A 23,277-nucleotide genomic window follows, 5' to 3' on the forward strand; every position below is an offset into this window, starting at 1 on the left:
ACCTAATTCCAATAATTGGAACAACCGGGAGTGAGCCATGTGGCAGGACGGGTTGCGTGTGTACGACTTGGCGCAGCCGATGCGTAGGGGTATGCCCCAATCGCCCAATCATCCCCCATTTCGCATGCTCCTGGAGCGCCGGCACGGAGATGTCGTCCGCGCCGACGGCGGTTCCGCCGCCAACGAGCTGATCGTCACCGGCGGCCACGTCGGCACTCACGTGGACGCCCTGGCCCACGTCTCGCACGACGGCCTCCTGTACGGCGGAGCCGACCCGGCCGACCTCACCACCAACGACGGCTTCAGCTCGCTGGGCATCGACTCCTTCGACCCGTACGTGGGCCGGTGCGTCCTGCTCGACGTGGCCCGCGTCCACGGCGTCGACTTCCTGCCCGCCGGCTACGAGGTGAGCGTCGCCGACCTGGAGAAGGCCTCGGAGGGGGTGGAGATCCGCGCGGGCGACGCCCTGCTGATCGGCACCGGCTGGTCGCGCGTTTGGCACGATCCCGGGCGGTTCACCGGCCAGACGGCGGGCGTACCGGGGCCGGGGGTGGAGGCCGGGCACTGGCTCGCCGAGCGGCGACCGCGCGTGGTCGGCGGCGAGACGATCGCCTTCGAGCACATCGCGCCGGAACGCGGCCACGCCGCGCTGCCGGTGCACCGGATCATGCTCGTGGAGTCGGGGATCAACATCGTGGAGACGATGCGGCTGCACGAACTGCTCGACGCGGGGGTACGCGAGTTCCTCCTGGTACTCAATCCGCTGCCGATCGTGGGCGCCACCGGCGCGCCGGTCCGGCCGCTGGCCGTTCTGCCCGGGGAGCGCGCATGACCACACACGTGCAACTGCTGGCCGCCTTCGCCGCGAGCTGCCGCGACGACGGACTGCCCGGCGAGGTCCGCGCGGACGTCGCCGGCCGGATCCTGGACGTGCTCGGCAACTGCCTGGCCGCCTACGCCGAGCCGGACGCCGACGCCGCGCCCGCGGTCCTGCGCGCGGCCCTGCGGTGGAACGGCACCGGGGAGGCGACCACGATCGGCAGCGGCCACCGCCTGCCCGCCCCGTCGGCCGCCCTGGTCAACGGCACGCTCGCGCACTCTCTCGACTACGACGACACGCATCTGCCCTCGGTGCTGCACCCGAGCGCGCCCGTGGTGCCCGCCGCGCTGGCCGCGGCCGAGGCCACGGGCGCCGGCGGGACGAGCCTGGCGGCGGCGGTCGCCGCCGGGATCGAGGTGTGCAACCGGCTCGGCATGGCCTCCTACCTGCCCGAGGCGGGCAACTCGCTCTTCTTCGACAAGGGCCAGCACGCCACGTCCATCTGCGGCACGCTCGGCGCCGCGGTGGCGGCCGGGATGCTGTACGAGCTGCCCGCCGAAGGGCTGGCCGACGCCTTGGGCATCGCCGCCAGCATGGGCGCCGGGGTCATCGAGGCCAACAGGACCGGCGGCACCGTCAAGCGGGTGCACTGCGGCTGGGCGGCGCACGCCGGGGTGTCGGCCGCGGTGCTGGCCCTCGAAGGCGTGACCGGGCCGCCGACGGTGCTGGAAGGGCGGTTCGGCTTCTTCCAGGCCTGGCTGGACGGCAGGTTCGACGCCGGGGCGCTGCTCGACGGCCTCGGCGAGCGGTGGGAACTGCTGCGCACCGTCTACAAGCCGTACCCGACCAACCACTTCACCCACCCCGCGATCGACTGCGCGCTCGCCCTGCGCGACCGGCTCGGCCCCGAGGCGCTGGCTGAGGCCGAGATCGAGCTGGGCGTGCCCGCGCCGGTCCTGCGCACGATCGCGGAACCGGCCGAGGAGAAGGCCGCGCCCCGCTCCCCCTACCACGCGAAGTTCTCCGGCCCCTACACGGTCGCCACGGCGCTGCTCGGCTCGGGCGGCGGGCTCGGCGTCTGCCTGGACGACTTCGCCGAGCTGCATCCGGCGCGGCTGGCGCTGGCCGCGCGGGTGCGGTGCGTTGCCGACGCGCGGGCGACGGAGATCTTCCCGCGCGCCTTCGCGGCCGTTCTGCGGGTACGGCTGGCCGACGGCACCGAGCTGGAACACCGCGTCGACTCCTCCAGGGGCGGCCCCGAGCATCCGCTGACCGGGGAAGAGCTGGCCCGCAAGTTCCGCGACAACGCCCGCCGTGCCTTGCCCGAGGATCGGATGGAGGCCCTGGTGACGGCGGCCCGTTCCGGGGCCCCCGCCGCGAGCCTGCTCCCCCTGACCGTGGCCTAGATCACCACTGCTTAGATCACCGCGGCCTAGATCACCATGGTGCGGCCGTCGGGCCCGTCCGGCCAGGTCCAGTAGCGGACCGGGCCGCCGGGCTCGCGCAGGCAGGCGGTCGCGGGCTCGCGCATGACGGCCAGCGGGAAGTCCGCCAGCCGCGCCAGCGCCTGCCCGACCGGCACCCAGGCCGCCTCCAGCACGTCACCGTCGGGGTCGGCGGGCGTGAGGTCCTGCCCGCGCGGCCGTTCGAACGCGAAGTACAAGGCGGTCAGCGTCGCGGGAACCGGGAACTGCACCACCGCCAGCAGGCGCGTGGGCGGGCCCACCTTCAGCCCGCACTCCTCCGCGACCTCGCGGGCCGCCGCCCGGTCCGACAGCTCGCCGTCTTCGACCATGCCGCCGGGCAGGCCCCAGATCGGGTGCGGGTCGGCGGCGTTGCGCTGGTGGACCATGAGGACCTCGCCGTCCCCGAGCACGACCGAGCTCACGGCCAGAAGTGGTTTCACCCCCGCATTGTCCTCCCTGAAGCTCCGCGTCACTGTCCTCCCCTAGAGCGCCGCACCCGGATAGGCCGCCCGCAGTACGCCGCGGACGAACGCGCCCGGATCGTCCAGCCCCGCCGCCGCCAGCGTGTCCGGACCGTCCGACAGCAGGTGCGGCAGCGCCCCGTGCAGGGCCAGCGTGACCAGCGCGGCGCTCTCGCGGGTGACGGGCAGCCCGGCCGCCCGCTGGGCCAGCTCGAACCCGGTGAAGTCGCCCGCCGCGATCGGGTCGAGGATCTCCGCCAGCCAGGGCCGGCGCGCCGACTCGGCCTGCAGCTCCAGGTAGGCGAGCAGGCGGGCGCGGCCGGGCCCCGCCGCGTCGCGCAGCAGCGCCTCGAACCTGGCCGCCAGCTCGGCCGGGTCGCCGGGCGGCGAGGCCGGGACGGCGCCCCGGTAGAGCTCCAGGCAGCGCTCGGCGACCGCGCGCAGCAGGGCCTCGCGGGCCGGAAAGTAGTTCTTCGCGGTGCCGCCGGGCACGCCCGCCTCGGCGTCGACCGCGCGGTGCGTCAGGCCGCGCCCGCCCTCGCGCGCCAGCACGTGGATGGCCGCGTCGCGCAGAAGGTCCCGACGGTCCTGGTTCGCCATGCTCCGCCTCTCGTTTTTGCCGATACTACCCCAAACGTGGTACCACAGATGTGGTAGTCGATTTCGTGGAGGTGGGACATGGCCGGAAAGGCTGTGGTGGTCGGGGCGGGCGTGGGCGGGCTGGCCACCGCGATCGGGTTGCGGCGCGCGGGGTGGTCGGTGCGGGTGCTGGAGCGGCGGGCCGAGCTCGAGAGGTACGGCACCGCCTTCGGCATCCACCCGACCGCCCAGGGCGCGCTGGAGCGGCTGGGCGTGGGGCAGGGGTTCATGGAGCGGGCGGTGCCGTACCGGGACGGGCGCATCCGCACCCCGGACGGCGCGGTGATCGCGAACCTGCCGCTGGAGCGCATCGAGCGCAGGGCCGGGCGGCCGGAACTGCTGATCGCGCGGCCGTACCTGCTGGATGTGCTCTTGGGGGCGCTGGACGTGCCGATCGAGTTCGGCGGCGAGGTGCGCGACGTGGAGGAGCTCGCGGCCGGCCACGACCTGGTGGTCGGCGCCGACGGCATCCGCAGCGCGGTGCGGCGGGGGCGCTTCGGCGGGCGCAGCGGCCCGCGCCACGTGGGGACGGTGGCGTGGATCGGCATCGCCGGATTCGACAGCGGCATCCACGGCGAGACGTGGGGCGCCGGGCGGTTCTTCGGGATGACGCCGGTCGAGCCGGGCAAGACGAACTGGTACGCGACGGTGCCGGAGGCCACCACCGCCGGGGAACTGCGCGAGCTGTTCAGCGGCTGGCACGACCCGATCCCCCGCATCCTGCACGAGACGGACCCCGCGGAGTGGATCCGCTACGAGATGCGCCACCTGCACCCCGCCCTGCCCTCCTTCACCAGCGGCGGGAACGTGGCGCTCGTCGGGGACGCGGCGCACGCGATGACGCCCAACCTGGGGCAGGGCGCGTGCACGGCGATCCTCGACGCCGAGGCGCTGACCAGGGCGATCGCCACGCACGCCAGGCTGCCGGAGGCGCTGCGGGCCTACGACGCCGAGCGGCGGCGCAGCGCGCAGCGGGTGGCGCTCGGCTCGCGCGGCCTGCACCGGTTCATGACGGTACGCCGCACCGGGCTGCGCGACTCGCTCCTGCGCCTGCTGCCCGCCTGATCACCAGCCGACCTTGCCCTTGCCGATGATCAGGGCCTTGGCGATCACCAGGCGCTGCACGTCGTTGGTGCCCTCGCCGATGGCCATCAGCGGGGCGTCGCGGTAGAGGCGCTCGACGACGTACTCCTGGCTGTAGCCGTAGCCGCCGTGGATGCGCATCGACTCCAGCGACGCCTTCAGCGCCACCTCGGAGGCGAAGTACTTGGCCATCCCGGCCTCCATGTCCACCCGCTTGCCGCCGTCGGCCTGCGAGGCGGCCCAGTAGGTCAGCAGCCGCGCGGCCTGGATCTCCGTGGCCAGGTCGGCGAGCTTGAGCTGGACGGCCTGGAACTCGGCGATCGGCTGCCCGAACGCCTCCCGCCGGCGGGAGTAGGACAGGGCCGCGTCGTAGGCGGCCTGGGCCACCCCGACGGCCCTGGCGGCGATGTTGACGCGGCCGATCTCCAGGCCGGACAGCACCTGCTGCATGCCCCTGCCCTCCTCGCCGCCGAGCAGCGCCGAGACCGGGACGCGCACGTCCTGGAGCGCGACCTCGCAGGTCTCGGTGCCCTTGTAGCCGAGCTTGGGCAGGTCGCGGCTGACCGTGAAGCCGGGCGTTCCGGCGTCCACGAGCAGCACCGACATGCCCTTGTGCGCGGGCTCGGTGATCGCGGTCTTCACCAGTACCGGCAGCGGGTCGGCGTGGCGGGCGTTGGTGATCCACGTCTTGACGCCGTTGACGACGTAGTGCTCGCCGTCGCGGACCGCGCGCGTCCGGATGCCCTGCAGGTCCGTGCCCGCTCCCGGCTCGGTCAGCGCCAGTCCGGTACGGCGGGCGCCGCTCGCCAGATCCGGCAGGTAGTGGCGCTTCTGCTCCTCGGTGCCGTGGCGGGCGATCATCCAGGCCGACAGCGAGTGGGAGCCGATGGTCCCGGCCACGCCCATCCAGCCTCTGGCGATCTCCTCGAAGACCAGGGCGAAGGTCACCATGTCGGCGTCGAGCCCGCCGTACTCCTCGGGGACGGTCAGCCCGAACAGCCCCATCTCCTTCATCTTCGCCACGATCTCGGTGGGATACCTCCCGGAGTGCTCCCACTCGGTGGCCACGGGGACGATCTCCTTCTCGACGAAGGCGCGCAACGTCTCCCTGAAGGCCCTCTGGTCGTCGGTCAGCTCGAAGTCCATGGCGCGTTACTCCTTCTCGAAGACGGGCAGCCCTTGCCACCAGGTGAGGCGTACCCGCTCGTCGCAGGCCCACGGGCCGGGGCCGACCAGGCGGGTGAGCAGGACGGGGCCCTCGTCCAGGCGGACTCGGGCGATCACGTACGGGGGTTGGAAGTCCGCGGACGGGGCGCGGTGGACCTCGGTGAAGGTGTCCACCGAGCCGCCTCCCTCCGCCTCGCACGAGCCCAGATCGGGCGAGCCGCAGCCGAGGCAGAGCGGTCTCGGGTAGTGCTGGCGGCGGCCGCAGGCCCGGCACTCCTGCAGTTCCAGGCGTTCAGCCACGGTCGGCCCCCAGCAGCACGGTGGCGTGCGTGGACAGGATGCCGCCGGTGCCGTGGGCCAGCGCCACCTCGGCGCCGGGCGCCTGACGCGCGCCGCACTCGCCGCGCAGCTGGCGGACCGCCTCGACCAGCAGGAACAGGCCGAACATGCCCGGATGGCAGTAGGACAGGCCGCCGCCGGTGGTGTTGAGCGGGAACGCGCCGCCCGGCCCCGCCTCCTTCACCAGGTCGCCGGCCGCGCCCGGCTCGCAGAAGCCCAGGGCCTCCAGGGTGAGCAGGACCGTGATCGTGAACGAGTCGTACACCTGGGCCACGTCCACGTCCTCCGGCGTGACGGCGGCCATGGCGAAGGCCCTCCGGCCCGCTTCCGCCGCGCCGGTGTCCAGGATGTCGTGGGCCTGGGACATGCCGGCGGTCGTGGTGGCCTCGCCGTACCCGAGGATCGTGATCGGGACCTTCGGCAGGTGGCGGGCGCGGTCGAGGGCGGTGAGCACGATCGCGGCGCCGCCGTCGGTGACCAGGCAGCAGTCGGCGGCGGTGAGCGGTGTGGAGATCATGGGCGCGGCGAGGACCTGCTCGACCGTCAGGGGGCCGGCGGCGTGGCGGTGGGCGCGCGGGTTCAGCAGCGCCCACTCGCGGGCGGCCACGGCGACCTGGGCCAGGTCGGCGCGGCTTCTGCCGTATTGGTGGAGGTAGCGCTGGGCGGCCAGCGCGTAGTACGAGATCGGGTAGAGCGGGCCGTACGGGGCCTCGTGGGTGGTCTGGGGGACGTCGCCCTCGTGGACGCCCGACAGGGCGCGGGTGCGGGCGCCGCGCTGGTTCGAGCCGTAGGAGATCAGCACCGTCGTGCACTGCCCCGCCCCGATCGCCTGTACGGCCCGCGCCACGTACATCTCGAACGCGGAACCGCCGGCGAACGTGGAGTCGGTCCAGGCGGGGCGCAGACCCAGATACTCGGCCACCTGGGTGGCGGCGAACCTGCCCACGCCCGCGGTGGCCAGGCCGTCGACGTCGCGCAGGGCGAGGCCGGCGTCGGCCAGGGCGCGGGTGGCCGCCTGGGCCTGGAGTTCGAGTGCGCTCCTGCCGGTGACCCCGAGATCGGACTCGGCTGCCCCGACGACGGCCACCGCAGTCATAGCCGCCTCTCCACCACGGACGTCGCGGGGGCCACGGCGATTCTGGGGTTGTCGCCGATGACCTCGACCTGCTGCTCCACCGTGAGCAGGCCGTCCGCCTCGGACACCACGCGCCCGGTGCAGCGGACGGTCTCGCCCGCGAACACCATCGAGCGGAACCGGAAGCTCATCCGGGTGATCCGCGCGCTCGGGCCGAGCCAGTCCTGCAGCTGCTCGGCCAGGAGCGCGCCGAAGAGCTGGCCGTCCACGACCGGCGCGGGCAGGCCCCTTTCCACGGCGTAGGCGGAGTCGTGGTGGAGGCGGTGCCAGTCCCAGGTGGCCCCGGCGTACGCGATCATGCCGGCCGGGTCGATCCGGCGTTGCAGAGGGGGGATCACGGGTCCTCCAGAGGTATGTAGATCAGCGTCTCCTCGTTGACGGCCAGCAGGTCGGCGTGCTGGTTGGTGTAGGTGGCCGTGGACGTCACGAAGATCTTGCCCGCCTTGCGGACGATCTTGCCAAGGCGCCAGGTGACGGTGATGACGTCGGCGGGCCGTACCGGCTGGTGGAGCTCGTAGGTGTTGCCGCCGCGCACGAGGCGGGTGCCGGGGAAGTCGAGGTCCCAGGTGTGGCCGCAGTAGCCGTCGGCGTCGCGGGGCAGGCCGGTGAACTGGTTCGTCTCGAAGATCAGGGTGGGCGGGGCGATGACGCCGTCGTAGCCGTGTTCGCGGGCGTGGGCGTCGTCGGTGTAGAGCGGGTTGGCGTCGCCCACGGCCTGGGCGAAGTAGCGGATCGCGGCGCGGCCGAGCTCTTCCGGGGAGGTGTAGGTGACCTCGTTCACCGGAGCACCGCTGTGGGGACGACCTCGATGAGAAACTCGGGGCGCAGCAGGGCCGTGCAGACGACCGAGGTGAGGGCGGGGCCGTGGGGGAAGTGGCGCTCCCTGACCGCCACTATTTCCGGATACTTCGTGATGGCTGGAGGAGTGATGTATTCGACCAGCCTGACCACGTCCGAGCCCGTCAGGTTCTCCTCGCGCAGCACGGCTTCGATCGCCGTGTAGGTGTACTCGGCCTGCGCCACCAGGTCGCCCTCGTGCAGCGCCCGCTGGGTCGCCGGCTCCAGCGCGCCGAAGCCCGACATGAACAACGTGCCGCCCGCCGCCACCCCCGGCTTGTACGTGAGCGTGTCGTAGCGTGTCCAGCCGGGGTTGACGGCGCGCAGCGGCAGCCGCGAGCCGACCGCGTCCAGCGTGACCATCGCGCCCTCCACGGCGGCGCGGTCCACCAGGATCCCGGCCGCGCCCGGATGCACGGGCCGGCCGTCGGCGCCCTCGCCGCCCAGCAGTTCCCTGCGCGGGCGGCCGCAGCGCGGGTAGTCTGCCCGGGTGGCGGTCGCGGTGTAGTCGGTGGTCTGCACCAGCCCCTCAAGCCCGATCCCGGCCACCTTGAGCAGCTCAGCCGCCACCTCCAGGCAGGAGCGGTACTGCTCGCCGAACCCCGCCGTCAGATCGGCCGGGACGATAGCGGGCAGATACACGATCTCCCCCGCCACGGTCACCACGCCGCGGCCGGTGACGAACCGCTCCCCGCCCCCTCGGCACGCCGTCACCTCGACGGCCACCTCGTGCCCGTCCTCCAGCACGCCCTCGACCGCGATCGCCGACAGCGTGACCCCTTCCGGCCTGGCCGCCGGGTCCGGCCTCGCGCTCGCGTACTCCCGCACATGCACCGCGTCCGCCCACGTCAGCCCAAGCGCGCCCAGCGCCACCCGGGCCCGCTCGTAGGCGTCGCCGGCGTCGGTGCCGGTCAGCGCGGGCAGCCGCACGGTCCTGTCCCTCACCTCGGCCACTCCCTCGCGGTCATCGCGTCAGCTCCTTCAGCAGGTCGTCGAGGGCGGGCAGTTCGTGCAGGCGCAGCGCGAGGTCCACGGCGCGGGCGCTCAGCCCGTTTCCCAGAGCCTTGTCGGCGACCAGGCGGTCGATGCGGGGATCGCCTGGTCCGCCCGAACCGCGCGCCACCTCCGCGACCACCCGGCGCCCGTCCGTCAGCCGCGCCCGCAGCCGCCCGTGCTGGTCGGCCGCGGGGCCCCGGTGCCCGGATGGCACGTGCCGTACCCTCGCGGCGAGATCACACACGTCGGCGCGCTCGGGCCGGGCGAACGTGCGCGCGGTCAGCTCACCGTCGACCAGCATCGCCGCCACGCACCAGGCCAGGCTGAACTTCGCCGCGTACGGCGTGCGCGGTCGCTCCTTGCCCGCCCCGCACACCAGCGCCGCGGCGTCGTCATGGACCTCCGCCTCGATCCCGGCCACCTCCTCCGCGGCGGCCAGCCCACGCAGGACCTTCGCGGCGTCGACGGCGGCGTGCAGCAGCTGGCAGGCGGGGTAGGGCTTGATCGTGATCCGGGTGACCTCCCAGCCGCGCCCCAGGTCGCCGAACGGGTCGACGCCAGGGCGGCCGAGCAGCGCGCCGTACAGGCCGTGCTCGCCCTCCACCACCGTCGCGGGCCCGCTCGCCCCCGCCCGCGCCAGCCGCGCGGCCAGCACACCCGCCTGGGCGGCGAAGCCCGCGTGGAGCTGCTTGGTCGAGGCCCCGGTGTTCAGGAACTCCAGCAGGCCGCCCGACATGCTGCCCGCGATGCCCAGCGCGGCGACCGCCTGGGCGTGCGTGAGCCCGTACAGTCTGGCGGCCACCAGCGCGGCGGCCAGCGTGCCGCAGGCCGAGGTGGCGTGCAGGCCACGAGCATGAAATCCATGCGGTACGGCCCCGCCCAGCCGGCAGATCGCCTCGTAACCGGCGAGCGCGGCGGTGAGCACCTCGGCCCCGCTCGCCCCGGTCTCCTCCCCCACCGCGAACGCCACCGGCAGCACCGGGGCCGTCGCGTGAACCAGCCCCAGGGCGTGGGTGTCGTCGAAGTCCAGCGCGTGCACCAGCACCCCGTTGGCCAGCGCCGCCGCCACCGCCCCCACCCGGCGCCCGCTCCCGAACACCGTCGCCTCGGGCGGCCCGCCCATCTCCCCAGCGACCCGAACAGCCGCCCAAGCCCCCTCCCCCACCACCCCACTGTCTTGCGCCGTTCCGTCTCCCGCGGCCGCCCCAGGCCGCGCCCTGTCCTGCTCGCCGGTTTGGGACGTCTCCTCCGGTGGTTCGCCTTGCCGGGCGGCTGTAGGACAGGCGGCTGTCTGCCGGGCGGCCGTTGGCCAGGCGGCTGTTTGTCTGGTGGCCGCGGTGGCGCAGCCGAGGCCGTCGAGCAGGTGTCGCAGGGCGGCGGCGCGTGCCTCGTCTGGAACGTCGTCCAGCCGGAGCCCCAGCCCCCACGCGGCCAGCGTCTCGGCGGCCGTCATCCCGGCTCCCCGAAAGCCCCCGCCCCGGCCAGCGCCTTGACGTGCGCCTCCGTGTACCCGAGCAACCCCCGCAGCACCTCCTCCGCGTGCTCGCCCAGCCGGGGAGCCCGGCGATGCGCGACCGGCTCACCGCCCACCCGCACCGGCGACCCGAACTGCCGCACCCGCCCGTAGCGGGGGTGGGAGGTCTCCACCACCAGCCCCCGAGCCGTGGTGTGCTCATCGGCCAGCGCCTCGTGCACGGAGTTCACCGGCCCGCACGGGATCCCGGCCGGCCGCAGCACCGCCAGCCACTCGTCCACGGTCCTGGTCAGGAAGACGTCGGCGAGGGCGGGCAGCAGCCGGTCGGCGTTGCGCCGCCTGCCGGCGAAGTCGGCGTACCCGGGATCGGTGTCGAACGGCGGCCCGAGTATCGCGGCCAGCCGCCGCCAGAACTTCTCCTTGGCGCATCCCACGACCAGCCACCCGTCGGCCGCCGCGAAGTTCTGGAACGGCACCAGCGACGGATGCGCCGACCGCGCGGTCCGGGCAGGCACGAAGTCGGTGTTCAACGCCCAGGTCCCGACATAGGTGAGCATGGTGATCGCGGTGTCGTACAGGGACAGGTCGCAGTCCAGCCCCACCCCGTCCCGGCGCGCCGCGTGCACCCCGGCCACCAGCGCGAGCGCCGCCACCAGCCCGCCGGAGTAGTCCACCAGCGAGAGGCCGGACTTGGCCGGTGGGCCGCCCGGTTCGCCGGTCAGCGTCATCCAGCCGGCCAGCCCCTGGAGGATGTAGTCGTAGCCGGGCTCGGCCGTACGCGGCCCGGTCATCCCGAACCCGGTCAGCGAACAGCAGACCACGCGGGGATTGAGATGCTTGAGATCGGCGTAGGTGAGCCGCATCTTGGCCGGGACGTCGCCGCGCAGGTTGGAGTAGACGGCGTCGCCGTGCCGTACCAGATCCTCGAAAACGTCCCGCCCCGCCGCGCACCCCAGATCCAGCGCGATCGACTTCTTGTTGCGGTTGAACGTCTCGAAGAACAGCGAATCCCCGCCCTCGGCATACGGCGGGACATACCGCCCCACATCGCCCCCGGCTCGGGGGTCCTCGACCTTGATGATCTCCGCGCCGAGATCGGCGAGGTGCACGCTCCCGAACGGCCCGGCGCCGTACTGCTCCAGGCTGATGACCCTGACGTCCTCCAGCGGCCTCATGTCAGCTCCTTGATGAGCGCGATGATGCGGGCCTGCGACTCGCGCACGGCCTCGGGCGGCCGGCCGTACACGGGCGGGGTGAGCTTGATCGTGGTGGCCAGCCCGCGATAGGCGTCGATCCCCGCGGCGACCTGCGTGGGCGTTCCGGCCAGCGCCAACCGCTCCACCATCCGATCCGGTACGGCTGCCGCCAGCCCGTCCGCCGGAGTCCCCGCCCGGAAGGCCTCGATGACCGCCTCCTGCTCTTCGGCCAGACCGTGGAAGGCGAAGAAGTCGCGGTAGGTGGCGACGCTGGCGTAGAAGCCGAGCACACCCTTGGCCTGACGACGAGCCTCGGCGGGATCGGCATCGATGGCACAACAAGCCGAAACCACCACATCCAGCCCCGACCCCACCTGCGGACCCACCCCCGCGTCCACCCACCCACCGGACGCCCCGTCCAGACCCGCCCCCGCCCCTCCCCGCACGCCGGGCGATCCGTCCAGACCCATCCCCGCCCATACCCGTGCGCCGGGCGATCCGTCCAGACCCATCCCCGCCCGTACCCGTGCGCCGGGCGATCCGTCCAGACCCATCCCCGCCCGTACCCGTGCGCCGGGCTCTTCGCCCCGCTCACTCCCGACGCCTGAGTCCTTTGCCGGGGCTGTTGCCTGGCACAGGTTGGGCAGGACGTGCTCGCGGACGTAGGCGGGCGAGCACAGCTCATGTGAGATCCACCCGTCGGCGATCCGCCCGGCCAGGCGGGTGAGCTGGGGCCCCACGGCGGCCAGGTAGATGGGGATGGCGGCACGGACCGGCCGGTGCGGCCGCCGGAACCCGCGCAGGTCGGCGCGCCGCGTCTCCCCCTCGACCACCGGCGGCGTACCCGCGACCACGGCCCTGATGATCTCGACGGTCTCGCGTAATCGGGTGACGGGGCGGTCGGCGGCGACGTGGTGCCAGCGCTCGTTCAGGCGGCGCGCCCCCACGCCGAGACCGAGCACGAACCGTCCGCCGGTCAGCTCGTCCAGGTCGAGCGCCTCCAGAGCCAGGGTCAGCGGGCTGCGGGTGAAGGCCAGCGCGACCGCGGTGCCGACGCCCGCCCTGCTCAGCACCGGCGCGACGGCGGCGGCGGTCACGGTGGCGCTGCGGTGCAGCTCGGGCAGCCACACCACCTCGGCCCCTGCCTCCTCGGCGGCCCGCGCCGCCTCGGCCAGTTCGGCGAGGGTCTCGCCCCACGGGCCGTAGGTGATCCTCATGTGGTCATGGGACCGTTCTTGGCCTGGGGGAAATAGTCCTTGTCATGCGGGGCGTCGCGTTTGTACACCATGACCGTCCTGGTCCAGAACATGATCTCGTCGCCGTCCTGGTTGAGTCCGCGCGTCTGCGCCGTGACGATCCCCGCGTACGGCCGCGACCGCGACTCCCGCTTCGCGGTGACCAGCGATTCGGCATAGACGGTGTCGCCGATGAAGACGGGGTGGGTGAGCTTGATGTTCTCCCAACCCAGGTTCATGATCGCGGTCTGGCTGACGTCCATCACGGACAACCCCAGCACGATCGCCACCGTCAGCCCCGAGTTCACGATGATCTTCCCGGCCGGGGCCTTGGCGGCGAAGTGGGCGTTGAAGTGGTTCTGGTTCGTGTTCATCGTGAGCAGCGTGAACCACGTGTTGTCGGCCTCGCTGATCGTGCGGCCCAACGGGTGCTGGTAGACGTCGCCGACCACGAAGTCCTCGTAGTAGCGGCCGATGGCCGCCTCATGCACGGTCACCTTCGCCACGTTAATCGTCTGACCTTTTCCCGGTCAACGCCCCACACCCACCCCCTCCCCCCAAACCCATCACACACCCAAACCCACACCCACCCCTCCCGCCAAACCCACCACATCCCAAGCCCGAACCCGCACCCACCCTCCCGCCTGACCAACCCCACCGGACCCACCGGACCCACCGAACCCACCGAACCCACCGGCAGGCAACCACGGCCCACCCACCCACAAGTCCCTCCCACGCGAGCCATGCCTCGCACAGGCGCCCATCTCACGCAGGAGCCAAGGTCACGGCGTCCCGGCCCCGCCCGAAAGCCCGTCTCACGCGACAGCCCGTCTCAGGCAGGTCAGTGGGCTTAGGGGTGGGTGGTTTCTGGGGTGCGGCCTGACAGCTTGGCCACCACGTCGGTGATGCGGGTGGCGCGGTGGAGTTCGGCGCGGTGGAAGGCGGGACCGGTGGAGCGGGCTACCACGATGTGGAGTTCGGCGACGGGTAGCACCATGAGGCGCAGGTCGGCTCCGGCTCTGGCGGCGGGGCGCAGGGGTGGGTCGGGGAGGTCGAAGGCGGTGGGGGCGGCCAGGCTGGCATGCCGTACCACTCCGTCGGCCAGCGCGAGCGCCCAGTCGGCCCCGCACAGGGCGGGCAGGGCGTCCACCAGTGTCGCGAGCCCGCGTGCGGGGTCGGCGGCCACCTGTGTGAGGACGTCGTAGTCGGGTGCCGAGCCCGGCAGTTCCCTCGTTGGCCAGTAGCCCTCTACTCGCACACCTGGCGCACCGGACAGGCGATCGGTCACCTCGCCCGCGGCGGCGGGCCAGTTGACGGTGAACTCGTCCAGTGCCCGACCGGCCTCGCGTTCCAGGACGGTCACCTGAAGGATGTCGGCGCCGAGCGCGCCCAGCGCCCTGGCTACCTGGCCCAGTCCGCCGGGCCTGTCCGGCAGGGACACTCTGATCCGAAGCAGCATCGTCCGCCCCCTTTCGTGAGGGTCCACGGTGCCGTGGTGAGGTTTCCAGCACGTTCCACGGAGATGTCACACATGATGCGGCTATCTCGCATTATTGCTGGTCGAACAGCTGGGCGTAGAGCCTCTCCAAGGCCACCACCACCGCGCCACGCAATACCGGATCGCCCTCGACGGTTCCGGGCACCACCCGCGTGGGCAACGGGATCAGCGCCGCCAGCCGCTCCTCCACCCTGGCAGCCAGGGCTTCTCCGCCCGTCCTGCCGATGGTTCCCGCGAGGATCAGGACGCCGGGATCGAGCACCGCGCAGACGGCCCGCGCCCCGAACACGATCCGATCGGCCAGCTCGTCCAGAAACGCGGGCGGCGCCTGCCTGACAAATTCACCAAGCTCCTCCGCACCCAGCCGCTGCCTGGCCAAGCCACCTGCCTGTCCAGTTGAGGCGGCGGAGGGGTTGCGGGGCGTGCGGTCGAACGCCTCGGGGATGGCGGCCGAACTGCTGGATGTGACGCCAGAAGCCCCGAATGAGGCGACCTGGCCGCCGGCAGGGTGGCCGGGAGTGTGCCCGGGTTGGGTGCGGTTTACGGAGGAGCGTTCCGGCGAGGTGGGCATGGAGTCGGGCGGCGGCGTGGGGGTGCTGCCGGGTGGGGTGGCGGGAGAGGGCTCGGCCAGGGGGGTGTTGCCGGGTGGGGTGGTGGGAGGGGGCTCGGCCAGGGGGGTGTTGCCGGGTGGGGTGGTGGGAGGGGGCTCGGCCACGGGGGTGTTGCCGGGTGGGGTGAGGCCGTGGGATTGGGCGAGGGCCAGGAGGGCGGGGCCGGTTATGAGGTCGGGGAAGGTCGAGCCGGTCAGGCCGAGGGGGAGGTAGGAGATTTCGCCGGCGCCGCCTGATCGGCCTCGGTGCAGGCGGCCGTTCAGGATGACGGCCATGCCGACGCCTGTGCCCAGCGACAGCAGGGCGAAGGTGGTCTCGCCTTGGGCGGCGCCCAGGCGGTGTTCGGCCAGGCCGACCAGGTTGACCTCGTTCTCGACCAGGACGGGTAGGCCGCCCAGGCGGGCGCGCAGGCCGGGCAGGAGGTTGGCGTGCCAGGTGGGCAGTGCACCGACGTAGGAGACGTCTCCGGTCTCGGGGTCGATCAGGCCTGGGGTGCCGACCACTACGCCGCCCAGGCGGCCGGGGTCCAGCTGGGCGTCCAGGAGGGCGTCGGTGATGGTGTCGAAGACGAGTTGGTCGGGTTCGGCGGCCGGGTCGAGGAGGCGGCGGGCGGAACCTACCTGGTTGCCTGTCAGGTCGTTGACCGAGGCCAGCACCTCGCCTGCCCGCACTTCCACGCCCGCCACGTGCGCGCGGTCGGCGACCACGCCGTAGAGGACGGCGTTCGGGCCGCGGCGCCGGGCCGGGGATTCACCCACCGGGGTGATGAGGTTGCCGGCCTCCAGGCGGTCGACCAGGTCGCCGATGGTGGCGCGGGAGAGTCCGGTGCGCTGCTGCAGCTCCGCTCTGGACAGGCTGCCGTGCTCCAGCAGCAGGTCGAAGGCCGCCCGGTCGTTGATGAGGCGGGCGGTGTGGGGCGAGGCGGTGCGCGGCATGGGCCAAGATGTACCACACAGGCTTTCTTTCTGGATACCATCCTGTTAATTTGCTGGCATGAGCGATCGATACGCACTTCTCGTCCCTGCTCCCCGGCATGCCGCGGCCCAGCCCGGCTCGTTCACGCTCGACGCGGGCACGCTTCTGCACGCGGAACCCGAGGTCACCCACCTGGTACGGCGGCTCCTGCACCCCCTGAACCTGCCCCTCGCGCCGGGCTCCGCGCCTGAGGGCGTGCTCTCCGTCCGGGTGGAGGACGGCGGGCAGGCCGAGGGCTATCGGCTGCGCGTCTCCGGCGACGGCATCAGCATCACGGCGACGGACCTGGCAGGGGTACGGCATGCCGTACAGGCGCTGAAGCAGTTGCTCACGGCGGACGCGTGGCGGGCGGCGGCGCTGCCGGGACGGTGGGAGGCGCCGTGCGGCGAGATCGAGGACGCGCCCGCGGTCGGCTGGCGCGGCGGGATGCTCGACGTGTCACGACATTTCATGACCAAGGGGGCGGTGCTCAAGTACGTCGACCTCCTCGCCATGCACCGCATGAACCGCCTCCACCTCCACCTCACCGACGACCAGGGCTGGCGGGTCGAGAGCCGCCGGCACCCGGCGATCAACCGCAGGTCCACGCACCGGCCCGACACGCTCATCGGCCACCGGCGCCACTCCAACGACTACGACGGCACTCCGCACGGCGGCTACTACACCCTCGACGACCTCGCCGAGATCTCCGCCTACGCGGCCGAGCGCGGCATCACCGTCGTGCCCGAACTCGACCTGCCAGGCCACGCATCCGCCCTGCTGGCCGCCTTCCCCGAACTCGGCACCGGCAGCCGCGAGGTGCTCGGCGGCTGGGGCGTCTCGGCGGGCGTGCTCAAGCCGATCCCGGCGGCCGTCACGCTGGTGTGCGAACTGCTGGACGAGGTGCTGGAGGCCGTCGACACCCCGTACGTGCACCTCGGCGGCGACGAGTGCCCGACCGAGGACTGGCCGCTCGACCCCGAGGTGTCCGCGCACATGGCCGCGCTCGGCGTCACGCGGGCGCGCGACATGCACGGCTGGTTCCTGCGCGAGATCGCCGAACACCTGGCCACGCGGGGCAAGCGCATGATCGTCTGGGACGAGGGCTTCCAGAGCGGCGGCGTGCGCGCGGACTCGATCGTGATGTGCTGGCGCGGCGACGCGATCGCCCGCCAGGCCGCCGCGGCCGGGTACGACGTGGTCCGCGCCCCCACCTACCCCACCTACTTCGACTACGACCAGTCCACGTCGCCCGGCGAGCCGCTGTCCATCGGCGGCCCGATCACGCTGGAGGACGCGGCGACCTTCGAGGTCCTGCCCGGCGCCTGGTCGGAGGAGGAGCGCGGGCGGGTGCTGGGCGGGCAGTTCCAGGTGTGGCGCGAGTACATCCCGGACGACCGCCACCTCGACTACATGACCTTCCCGAGGGCGTGCGCGATCGCCGAGGCCGTCTGGTCAGGCCGCCCCGCCGACTTCGCCGACCTGACCCGCCGCCTGAGCGAGGCCCACCTGGCCCGGCTGGAGGCCGCGGGCTGCGAGTACCGCCCGCTCGACGGCCCGCACCCGTGGCAGTCCGGCGGCACCGGCCGCCGCGCCCGCGAAACCAACGACCCGCACCGCACCCGCCAGAACTGGCTCGCCTGGAGCGCCCAACTTCCCCCCACCGACGTCCACGTCTCCGCCGTCGAGCGCACCTCTTAGATCACAACCTCTTCCATACGTTACGGCCCAGCCGCCCCGCCCCCACCCCCCGCACGGGGCTGGGGGCACTCCAGGGAAACGGCAGGCAGGCCGCGCGGGGCGGGCCGCCGTTACGCCCGCCCCGTGGGCCCGCCAAGTGGCCAAGCAAGTGGACCCGCCAGGTGGCCAAGCAAGTGGACTGGCCAAGTGGCCAAGCAACAACACGCGGCCAAAAAAAGGGGCCACACGAGCAGAAGAGGCAGATCGGAGCCGGTGGGAGAACCGGCAGCAGAGCCGGTCAGCAGAGCCGGTGGGAGAAGTAGCCAGCAGAGCCGGTGGGAGAAGTAGCCAGCAGAGCCGGTGGGAGAAGTGGCCGACAGGGCCAGCGAGCAGGATCGGCGGGCAGGGCCGGTCGGCGGAGCCAGCGGGAGACGTGGCCAGCAGAGCCAGCGGGCAGAGCCAGCGGGCAGGATCGGTGGGCAGAGCCGGCAGGCAGAGCCGGTGGGCGGAGTTGGTCGGTGGGTCAAGGTGTCAGGTTGGCCAACACCGTGTCCAGACGGCTGAATCCCTCGCCCACCCCACGCTCCATGGGTGACCGGAGCGCCACATCCCGCACCTCACGCGACGAATACCTGATCACCGTGGTCAAAGTGGTCCGCCCGGCGTGCTCGTCCAGGATCTGTGTGGTCAGGGACTCCCCCGCCACCCACTGGTCGTCATACGACTCGGTGAACACCAGCCGCGCCTCAGCCACGATCTCCCGATAAATCCCGCCATGTGCCATCAAAGCCCCACCAGGCCCGGCCGACACGAACCGCCACGCGCCGCCCACCCGCAGGTCGATCTCGCACCGCACGATCTGCCACCCCTGCGCCCCCAGCCACCGCGGCACCAGCGAAGGATCGGTCAGCGCCGCCCACAGCAGGTGGCGGGGCGCGTCGAACGGCCGGATCATGATGATCTCGGTGTCGCCGAGCGCCTCGACGGAGAGCGTCACGGCCGCTCCTTCAGCTCGTCCAGCAACGCGTCCAGCCGCTGGTAGCTCTCCTGCCAGAAGTCCCGGTAGTTCTCCAGCCAGTCGGTGGCCTCCTTGAGCGGGCGGGCCTCCAACCGGCAGGGACGGCGCTGGGCGTCGCGTCCGCGCGAGATCAGCCCGGCCCGTTCCAGCACCTTCAGATGCTTGGAGATCGCGGGCTGGCTCATCGCGAACGGCTCCGCCAGTTCGCTGACGGTCGCCTCCCCCGCACGCAACCTGGCCAGGATGGCCCGGCGGGTCGGATCGGCCAGCGCGGCGAACGTGGCGTCGAGATGTTCATAACTGTCCAGTTCCATAACTAGACGGTTTTATACGATGCGCCCGCGCCATATGTCAAGAGGACCTGACCACCTGCGGACCCGAGCCGGTCGAGCCGCGCACGATCAGCTCCGGCTGGAAGACCAGCTCGGAGTGCCTCGGCGGCGCACCGCCGAACGCCTCCATCAACGTCTGCACCGCCGCCGTCACCATCGCCCTGATCGGCTGCCGAACCGTCGTGAGCGGCGGGTCGGTGAACGCGATCAGCGGCGAGTCGTCATAGCCGACCACCGAGACGTCGCCCGGCACGGAGAGCCCGCGCTCGCGGCACGCGCGGATCGCGCCGAGCGCCATGAGGTCGCTGGCGCACACGATGCCCGTGCAGTCCTGGTCGAGGAGCTGGGCGGCGGCGGCCTGCCCGCCCTCCACAGAGAACAGCGAGTGGGCCACCTGTCCGGGGCCGCCCACGGCCTCGCGGTAGCCCTCGATCTTCCTGATCACCGGGACGAACCGGGCCGGCCCCACCGCCAGGCCGATGCGCGCGTGCCCGAGGTCCACGAGATGCTGTACGGCCAGCCGCGCCGCCAGCCGGTCATCGGGGGAGATGAAGGGCGCCGGGACGTCGGCCGCGTAGCCGTTCAGCAGCACGATCGGCACGCCCTGGCCGATCAGCTGCACGTAGCGGTCGGAGCGCGCGGCGGTGTCGGCGTGCAGGCCGGACAGGAACACGATGCCGCTCACCCCGCGCTCCACCAGCAGTTCGGTGAACTCGTCCTCGGCCGCGCCGCCGGGCGTCTGGGTGCACAGCAGCGGCGTGTAGCCGTGCTGGACCAGCGCGCGCTCGAAGGCCTGGGCGAACGCCGGGAAGATCGGGTTCTCCAGCTCGGGCGTCACCAGGCCGACCAGTCCGGCGCTGCGCTGGCGCAGGCGGGGCGAACGCTCGTACCCCAGCACGTCGAGCGCGGCGAGGACGGCCTGCCGGGTCGCGGGCGAGACGCCCGGCCGGCCGTTGAGCACCCTGCTGACCGTGGCCTCGCTCACCTCGGCCTGGGCGGCGATGTCGGCGAGCCTCACAGCTTCGTGGCGCCCGCGGTCAGCCCCGTCACCAGGTGGCGCTGGACCAGCAGGAAGACCGCCGCGGCCGGGATCGCGATGAGCGCGGCGGCCGCGGTCAGCAGCCCCCAGTCCGACCAGTGCTGCCCGACGAACTGCTGGAGGCCGACGCCGAGCGTGCGCTTCTCCTCCTGCGACATGAACACGGTCGCGTAGGCGACCTCGCCCCAGGCGGTCATGAAGCAGTAGAAAGCGGTGACGGCCAGGCCGGGCCGGGCCAAAGGCAGCACGACCCGCCAGAACGCGCCGAACGGGCTGAGCCCGTCGACCATCCCGGCCTGGTCGATCTCCTGCGGGATGGTGTCGAAGTAGCTCTTCATCATCCAGGCGCAGAACGGCACCGCCACCGTCATGTACGCGATGACCAGCCCGGGAAGCTGGTTGAGCAGCTTGAGCGAGGCCATCAGGTTGTACAGGGGCACGATGAGGATCGCCACCGGGAACATCTGGGTGATCAGCAGCAGCCACATGACGCCCCGGTAGCCGGGGAAGCGGAAGCGGCTGATCGCGTACCCGGTGGTCGCGGCCAGGAACACACCGAGCAGCATGGTCAGCCCGGCGACGAGCACCGAGTTGAGCAGCCACGTCGGGAACGCGGTCTCCGACAGCACCCGGCCGTAGTTGCCGAGCGAGGGGCTGTTGAACAGCTCCAGCTCGGTGGAGAGCCAGCCGTCGCGCGGCTTGAGCGAGGTCAGGATCAGCCACACGACCGGAAAGATCGAGATCAGCGACGCGACGATCAGCGTCACGTGCAGCGCGATCGACGCCAGCGGGCCTCTCTCACCCCTCTTATGCTGCTTTTTCACCACACCTCCCCGGTCTTACGGAGCGCCCGCCGGTACCCGAAGGCCATGAGCACGAGCAGCAACAGGATGATGACGCCCCAGGTGGCCGAGCCGGAGTAGTTCCTGACGCCGGTGAAGGCCTCGCGGAAGGCGTAGGTCACCAGGATCTCCGTCTCGCTGCCCGGTCCGCCGCCGGTCACGAGGAAGATGACGGGGAACATGTTGAACGTCCAGATCGTGCCCAGCAGGATCACCGTGCTGGAGACGGCCCGCAGCGACGGCAGCGTGATGTTGGTGAACCGCTGCCACGGCGAGGCGCCGTCCACCTCGGCCGCCTCGTACAACTCCTTGGGGATCGACTGCAGGCCGCCGAGCATGGCGACCATCATGAACGGCACGCCGAGCCACACGTTGACCGCGATCACCGCGATCCTGGCGGTGAACGGGTCGTTCAGCCAGCCCACCGCGCCGATCCCGGCCGCCTCCAGCATCGCGTTGATGACGCCGTAGTCGCTGTTGTAGAGGTAGCGCCAGATGAACGCGGCCACGAACGCGGGGATCGCCCACGGCAGGATCAGCAGCACCCGGTAGACCGAGCGGAAACGCAGCTTGCGGTGCAGGAGTACGGCCAGCCCGAGCCCGAGCCCGTAGTGCAGGGCCACGCAGGCCACGGTCCAGGTGACCGTCCAGCCGAGTTTGGCCCAGAACAGGCCGCTGCCGAGGATGTCCAGGTAGTTCTCCAGCCCCACGAACTCGTAGCGGGACGGGATGACGTTGACCCCGATCGTCCGGCCGACGTTGGCCTCGGTGGCGTCGGTGAGCGACAGGTAGACGCCGCGGGCCAGCGGCCACCCGATCAGCACCGCCATGACGATGAGCACGGGGGCCACCATCGCCCAGGCGTACCAGTGGCGCAGCCAGGCCCGGCGCGGGCCGCGGGCACGCCCCGCGACCCGCCGCCCACCCGGCACTCGCTCAGCGGAGCCCAGGCCCGAGCCCGGCACCCGCTCAGATGTGCCCGAGTCCGGCACGCGCTCATTTGTGCCCGAGTCCGGCACGCGCTCATTTGTGCCCGAGTCCGGCACGCGCTCATTTGTGCCCGAGTCCGGCACCGGTCAGCTCCAGTCCTTGAAGATGCCCCGGTACTTCTCGTCGACCGTCTTCACCATCTGCTCGGGCGTCTCCTTGCCGCCGACCAGCGCCTGGTAGCCCTCAAGGAGCGGCTGGAACAGCTGGCCGCCCTCCGGGATCCACGGCCGCGGGACGGCCGAGTCGAGCACCGGCTTGAACACGGTGACGTCCTTGTTCGCGGTGACCGCCGGGTCGGTGAAGGCCGAGGTACGCGGCGGCAGCAGCCCGAGCTTGCCCGCCATCTTGGCCAGGCTCTCCTTGGAGGTCATGAACCTGACGAACTCGGAGCTGGCCGGGATGTTCTTGGAACCGGCGTAGATCGCCAGGTTGTGACCGCCGGTCGGGGAACCGGCCTTGACGCTGCCGGCGGGGACCGGCGCGATGCCCAGGTTCGCCTTGTCCTTGAACTCCGCGCCCTGGTAGATCTCCGACAGGGCCCACGGGCCGTTGTAGATCATCGCGGCCTTGCCGTCCTTGAACGCGGTCATCGCGTTGACGTAGCTGTCCTGTACGGCGGGCTTCGCGGCGGCCCCCGAGGTCACCAGGTCCGACAGGGTCTGCATCGCCTTCACGTTGGCCGGGGAGTTGACCACGATCTTCTTGGCGGGCACGTCGAGGGTGTCGCCGCCTTCGCCGTACATGAAGGGGAGCAGGAAGTAGGCGTCGACGTTGAGCGCCAGGCCGGTGACGCCGGCCTTGGACTTGACGTCGAGGGCGAACTGCTTGAGCTCGGTGACGTTCTTGGGCGGCTCGGCGTGGCCGGCCTTCTCCAGGAGCTTCTTGTTGTAGAGCAGGGCGAGGGTGTCGGTGACCTGGGGCACCGCATACGTCTTGTCCTGATATTTCGTGCTACTGAGGGGTCCGGGGAGGAAGTCCGCCTCGTTGTCGATCGCCCGGGAGCCGTCGAGCGGCTGCAGGTAGCCCAGCGAGGCGAACTGCGACGTCCAGGCCACCTCGGCGCGGATCACGTCGGGCGCGCCGGTGCCCGCCTGGGCGGCGGTCTGGAACTGGTTCTGCGCCTGGTCGAAGGGCACGTTGACGTACTTGACCTTGATGGCCGGGTACTTCGCTTCGAACTCCTTGATCAGCTCCTGGAAGACGGGCCCTTCACTGTCGGGCCTGGTGGTGTCCCACCAGATGATCTCGCCGCTGATCTTCGACGGGTCGGCGGCCGACTGCGCCGGGGCAGGAGCCGCGCTCTCACCACCGCCACAGGCAGAAACCGCTAGCGCAAGGGCTGCCACGACCGCCGCAGCAGGGAAGGCTCGCCGCATGGTCCATCTCCTCAAGTACTCGAAACCGGGGTCAAGCAACCGGGACGTTACGCTCGCATGACCAAATCCGGAAGAACTTTCTGCAAGGT

General features: G+C 72.0%; 24 protein-coding genes. 4 read left to right on the plus strand and 20 right to left on the minus strand.

Going from position 1 to position 23,277, the window contains the following annotated elements; translation table 11 throughout:
- Window positions 1-37 precede the first annotated feature (37 nt).
- Together HNR40_RS21725 and HNR40_RS21730 are read left to right on the plus strand one after the other, a co-directional pair.
- Window positions 38-832 (plus strand): cyclase family protein, encoded by a 795-nt coding sequence (locus HNR40_RS21725; protein ID WP_184964030.1) that lies wholly within the window; start codon window positions 38-40, stop codon window positions 830-832.
- The gene (locus HNR40_RS21730) at window positions 829-2,226 is read left to right on the plus strand and encodes an MmgE/PrpD family protein (RefSeq protein WP_184964032.1); all 1,398 of its coding nucleotides are present in this window, start codon (window positions 829-831) and stop codon (window positions 2,224-2,226) included. The genes HNR40_RS21725 and HNR40_RS21730 overlap by 4 nt, the downstream gene beginning before the upstream one ends.
- A 26-nt stretch (window positions 2,227-2,252) precedes the next feature.
- On the opposite strand, the gene HNR40_RS21735 is transcribed toward HNR40_RS21730, so the two are convergent.
- Together HNR40_RS21735 and HNR40_RS21740 are read right to left on the minus strand one after the other, a co-directional pair.
- Complete coding sequence (locus HNR40_RS21735) at window positions 2,253-2,726, minus strand: NUDIX hydrolase (protein WP_184964034.1); 474 nt, start codon at window positions 2,724-2,726, stop codon at window positions 2,253-2,255.
- Window positions 2,727-2,768: 42 nt separating this feature from the next.
- On the minus strand, window positions 2,769-3,347 hold the full coding sequence (locus tag HNR40_RS21740) for a TetR/AcrR family transcriptional regulator (protein WP_184964036.1): 579 nt from the start codon (window positions 3,345-3,347) through the stop codon (window positions 2,769-2,771).
- 78 nt (window positions 3,348-3,425) lie between these two features.
- Here HNR40_RS21740 and HNR40_RS21745 point away from each other — a divergent pair, with 78 nt between their 5' ends.
- On the plus strand, window positions 3,426-4,451 hold the full coding sequence (locus HNR40_RS21745) for an FAD-dependent oxidoreductase (RefSeq protein WP_184964038.1): 1,026 nt from the start codon (window positions 3,426-3,428) through the stop codon (window positions 4,449-4,451).
- Here the strand turns inward: HNR40_RS21745 and HNR40_RS21750 are convergent, their stop codons facing one another.
- The 12 genes from HNR40_RS21750 to HNR40_RS21805 form a co-directional block, all read right to left on the minus strand.
- Window positions 4,452-5,615, minus strand: coding sequence for an acyl-CoA dehydrogenase family protein (locus HNR40_RS21750; protein ID WP_184964040.1), 1,164 nt, complete (start codon window positions 5,613-5,615; stop codon window positions 4,452-4,454).
- A 6-nt stretch (window positions 5,616-5,621) separates the two neighbouring features.
- Window positions 5,622-5,936, minus strand: coding sequence for a Zn-ribbon domain-containing OB-fold protein (locus tag HNR40_RS21755; RefSeq protein ID WP_184964042.1), 315 nt, complete (start codon window positions 5,934-5,936; stop codon window positions 5,622-5,624).
- Window positions 5,929-7,071, minus strand: coding sequence for an acetyl-CoA acetyltransferase (locus tag HNR40_RS21760; protein ID WP_184964044.1), 1,143 nt, complete (start codon window positions 7,069-7,071; stop codon window positions 5,929-5,931). The genes HNR40_RS21755 and HNR40_RS21760 overlap by 8 nt, the downstream gene beginning before the upstream one ends.
- On the minus strand, window positions 7,068-7,448 hold the full coding sequence (locus HNR40_RS21765) for a MaoC/PaaZ C-terminal domain-containing protein (RefSeq protein ID WP_312896462.1): 381 nt from the start codon (window positions 7,446-7,448) through the stop codon (window positions 7,068-7,070). Before HNR40_RS21765 ends, HNR40_RS21760 begins: the two co-directional genes overlap by 4 nt.
- Window positions 7,445-7,891, minus strand: coding sequence for an FAS1-like dehydratase domain-containing protein (locus HNR40_RS21770; protein ID WP_184964046.1), 447 nt, complete (start codon window positions 7,889-7,891; stop codon window positions 7,445-7,447). Before HNR40_RS21770 ends, HNR40_RS21765 begins: the two co-directional genes overlap by 4 nt.
- A complete protein-coding gene (locus HNR40_RS21775; RefSeq protein ID WP_312896463.1) occupies window positions 7,888-8,892 on the minus strand; it encodes a RidA family protein in 1,005 nt (334 codons plus the stop codon). Before HNR40_RS21775 ends, HNR40_RS21770 begins: the two co-directional genes overlap by 4 nt.
- 19 nt (window positions 8,893-8,911) lie before the next feature.
- The gene (locus HNR40_RS21780; protein WP_184964048.1) at window positions 8,912-10,396 is read right to left on the minus strand and encodes an MmgE/PrpD family protein; all 1,485 of its coding nucleotides are present in this window, start codon (window positions 10,394-10,396) and stop codon (window positions 8,912-8,914) included.
- Window positions 10,393-11,592 (minus strand): CaiB/BaiF CoA transferase family protein, encoded by a 1,200-nt coding sequence (locus HNR40_RS21785; protein ID WP_184964050.1) that lies wholly within the window; start codon window positions 11,590-11,592, stop codon window positions 10,393-10,395. The genes HNR40_RS21780 and HNR40_RS21785 overlap by 4 nt, the downstream gene beginning before the upstream one ends.
- Window positions 11,589-12,830 carry an LLM class flavin-dependent oxidoreductase gene (locus HNR40_RS56425; protein ID WP_184964052.1) on the minus strand — a complete coding sequence of 414 codons (1,242 nt, stop codon included), beginning with the start codon at window positions 12,828-12,830 and terminating at the stop codon, window positions 11,589-11,591. Before HNR40_RS56425 ends, HNR40_RS21785 begins: the two co-directional genes overlap by 4 nt.
- Window positions 12,827-13,345, minus strand: a complete 519-nt coding sequence (locus tag HNR40_RS21795) for a MaoC family dehydratase (protein WP_184964054.1) — start codon at window positions 13,343-13,345, stop codon at window positions 12,827-12,829. The genes HNR40_RS56425 and HNR40_RS21795 overlap by 4 nt, the downstream gene beginning before the upstream one ends.
- Before the next feature lie 353 nt (window positions 13,346-13,698).
- Window positions 13,699-14,307 carry an ACT domain-containing protein gene (locus tag HNR40_RS21800; RefSeq protein WP_184964056.1) on the minus strand — a complete coding sequence of 203 codons (609 nt, stop codon included), beginning with the start codon at window positions 14,305-14,307 and terminating at the stop codon, window positions 13,699-13,701.
- Window positions 14,308-14,398: 91 nt separating this feature from the next.
- Complete coding sequence (locus tag HNR40_RS21805; protein ID WP_184964058.1) at window positions 14,399-15,892, minus strand: ROK family transcriptional regulator; 1,494 nt, start codon at window positions 15,890-15,892, stop codon at window positions 14,399-14,401.
- Window positions 15,893-15,950: 58 nt separating this feature from the next.
- Between HNR40_RS21805 and HNR40_RS21810 the strand changes: the two genes are divergently transcribed.
- Window positions 15,951-17,612 carry a beta-N-acetylhexosaminidase gene (locus tag HNR40_RS21810; RefSeq protein WP_184964061.1) on the plus strand — a complete coding sequence of 554 codons (1,662 nt, stop codon included), beginning with the start codon at window positions 15,951-15,953 and terminating at the stop codon, window positions 17,610-17,612.
- A gap of 502 nt (window positions 17,613-18,114) precedes the next feature.
- Here the strand turns inward: HNR40_RS21810 and HNR40_RS21815 are convergent.
- From HNR40_RS21815 to HNR40_RS21840, 6 genes are all read right to left on the minus strand, one after another.
- The gene (locus HNR40_RS21815) at window positions 18,115-18,588 is read right to left on the minus strand and encodes an SRPBCC family protein (protein WP_312896464.1); all 474 of its coding nucleotides are present in this window, start codon (window positions 18,586-18,588) and stop codon (window positions 18,115-18,117) included.
- Window positions 18,585-18,923, minus strand: a complete 339-nt coding sequence (locus HNR40_RS21820; protein ID WP_184964063.1) for an ArsR/SmtB family transcription factor — start codon at window positions 18,921-18,923, stop codon at window positions 18,585-18,587. The genes HNR40_RS21815 and HNR40_RS21820 overlap by 4 nt, the downstream gene beginning before the upstream one ends.
- Before the next feature lie 37 nt (window positions 18,924-18,960).
- On the minus strand, window positions 18,961-19,959 hold the full coding sequence (locus tag HNR40_RS21825) for a LacI family DNA-binding transcriptional regulator (protein WP_184964065.1): 999 nt from the start codon (window positions 19,957-19,959) through the stop codon (window positions 18,961-18,963).
- Window positions 19,956-20,804: a sugar ABC transporter permease gene (locus HNR40_RS21830; RefSeq protein ID WP_312896465.1), complete on the minus strand. Its 849-nt coding sequence runs from the start codon at window positions 20,802-20,804 to the stop codon at window positions 19,956-19,958. Before HNR40_RS21830 ends, HNR40_RS21825 begins: the two co-directional genes overlap by 4 nt.
- Window positions 20,801-21,814, minus strand: a complete 1,014-nt coding sequence (locus HNR40_RS21835) for a carbohydrate ABC transporter permease (protein WP_312896466.1) — start codon at window positions 21,812-21,814, stop codon at window positions 20,801-20,803. The genes HNR40_RS21830 and HNR40_RS21835 overlap by 4 nt, the downstream gene beginning before the upstream one ends.
- A gap of 84 nt (window positions 21,815-21,898) precedes the next feature.
- A complete protein-coding gene (locus tag HNR40_RS21840) occupies window positions 21,899-23,188 on the minus strand; it encodes an extracellular solute-binding protein (RefSeq protein ID WP_184964069.1) in 1,290 nt (429 codons plus the stop codon).
- Between the last annotated feature and the right edge of the window lie 89 nt (window positions 23,189-23,277).

Source organism: Nonomuraea endophytica (assembly GCF_014203235.1).
In the GTDB taxonomy this organism is placed as follows: domain Bacteria; phylum Actinomycetota; class Actinomycetes; order Streptosporangiales; family Streptosporangiaceae; genus Nonomuraea; species Nonomuraea endophytica.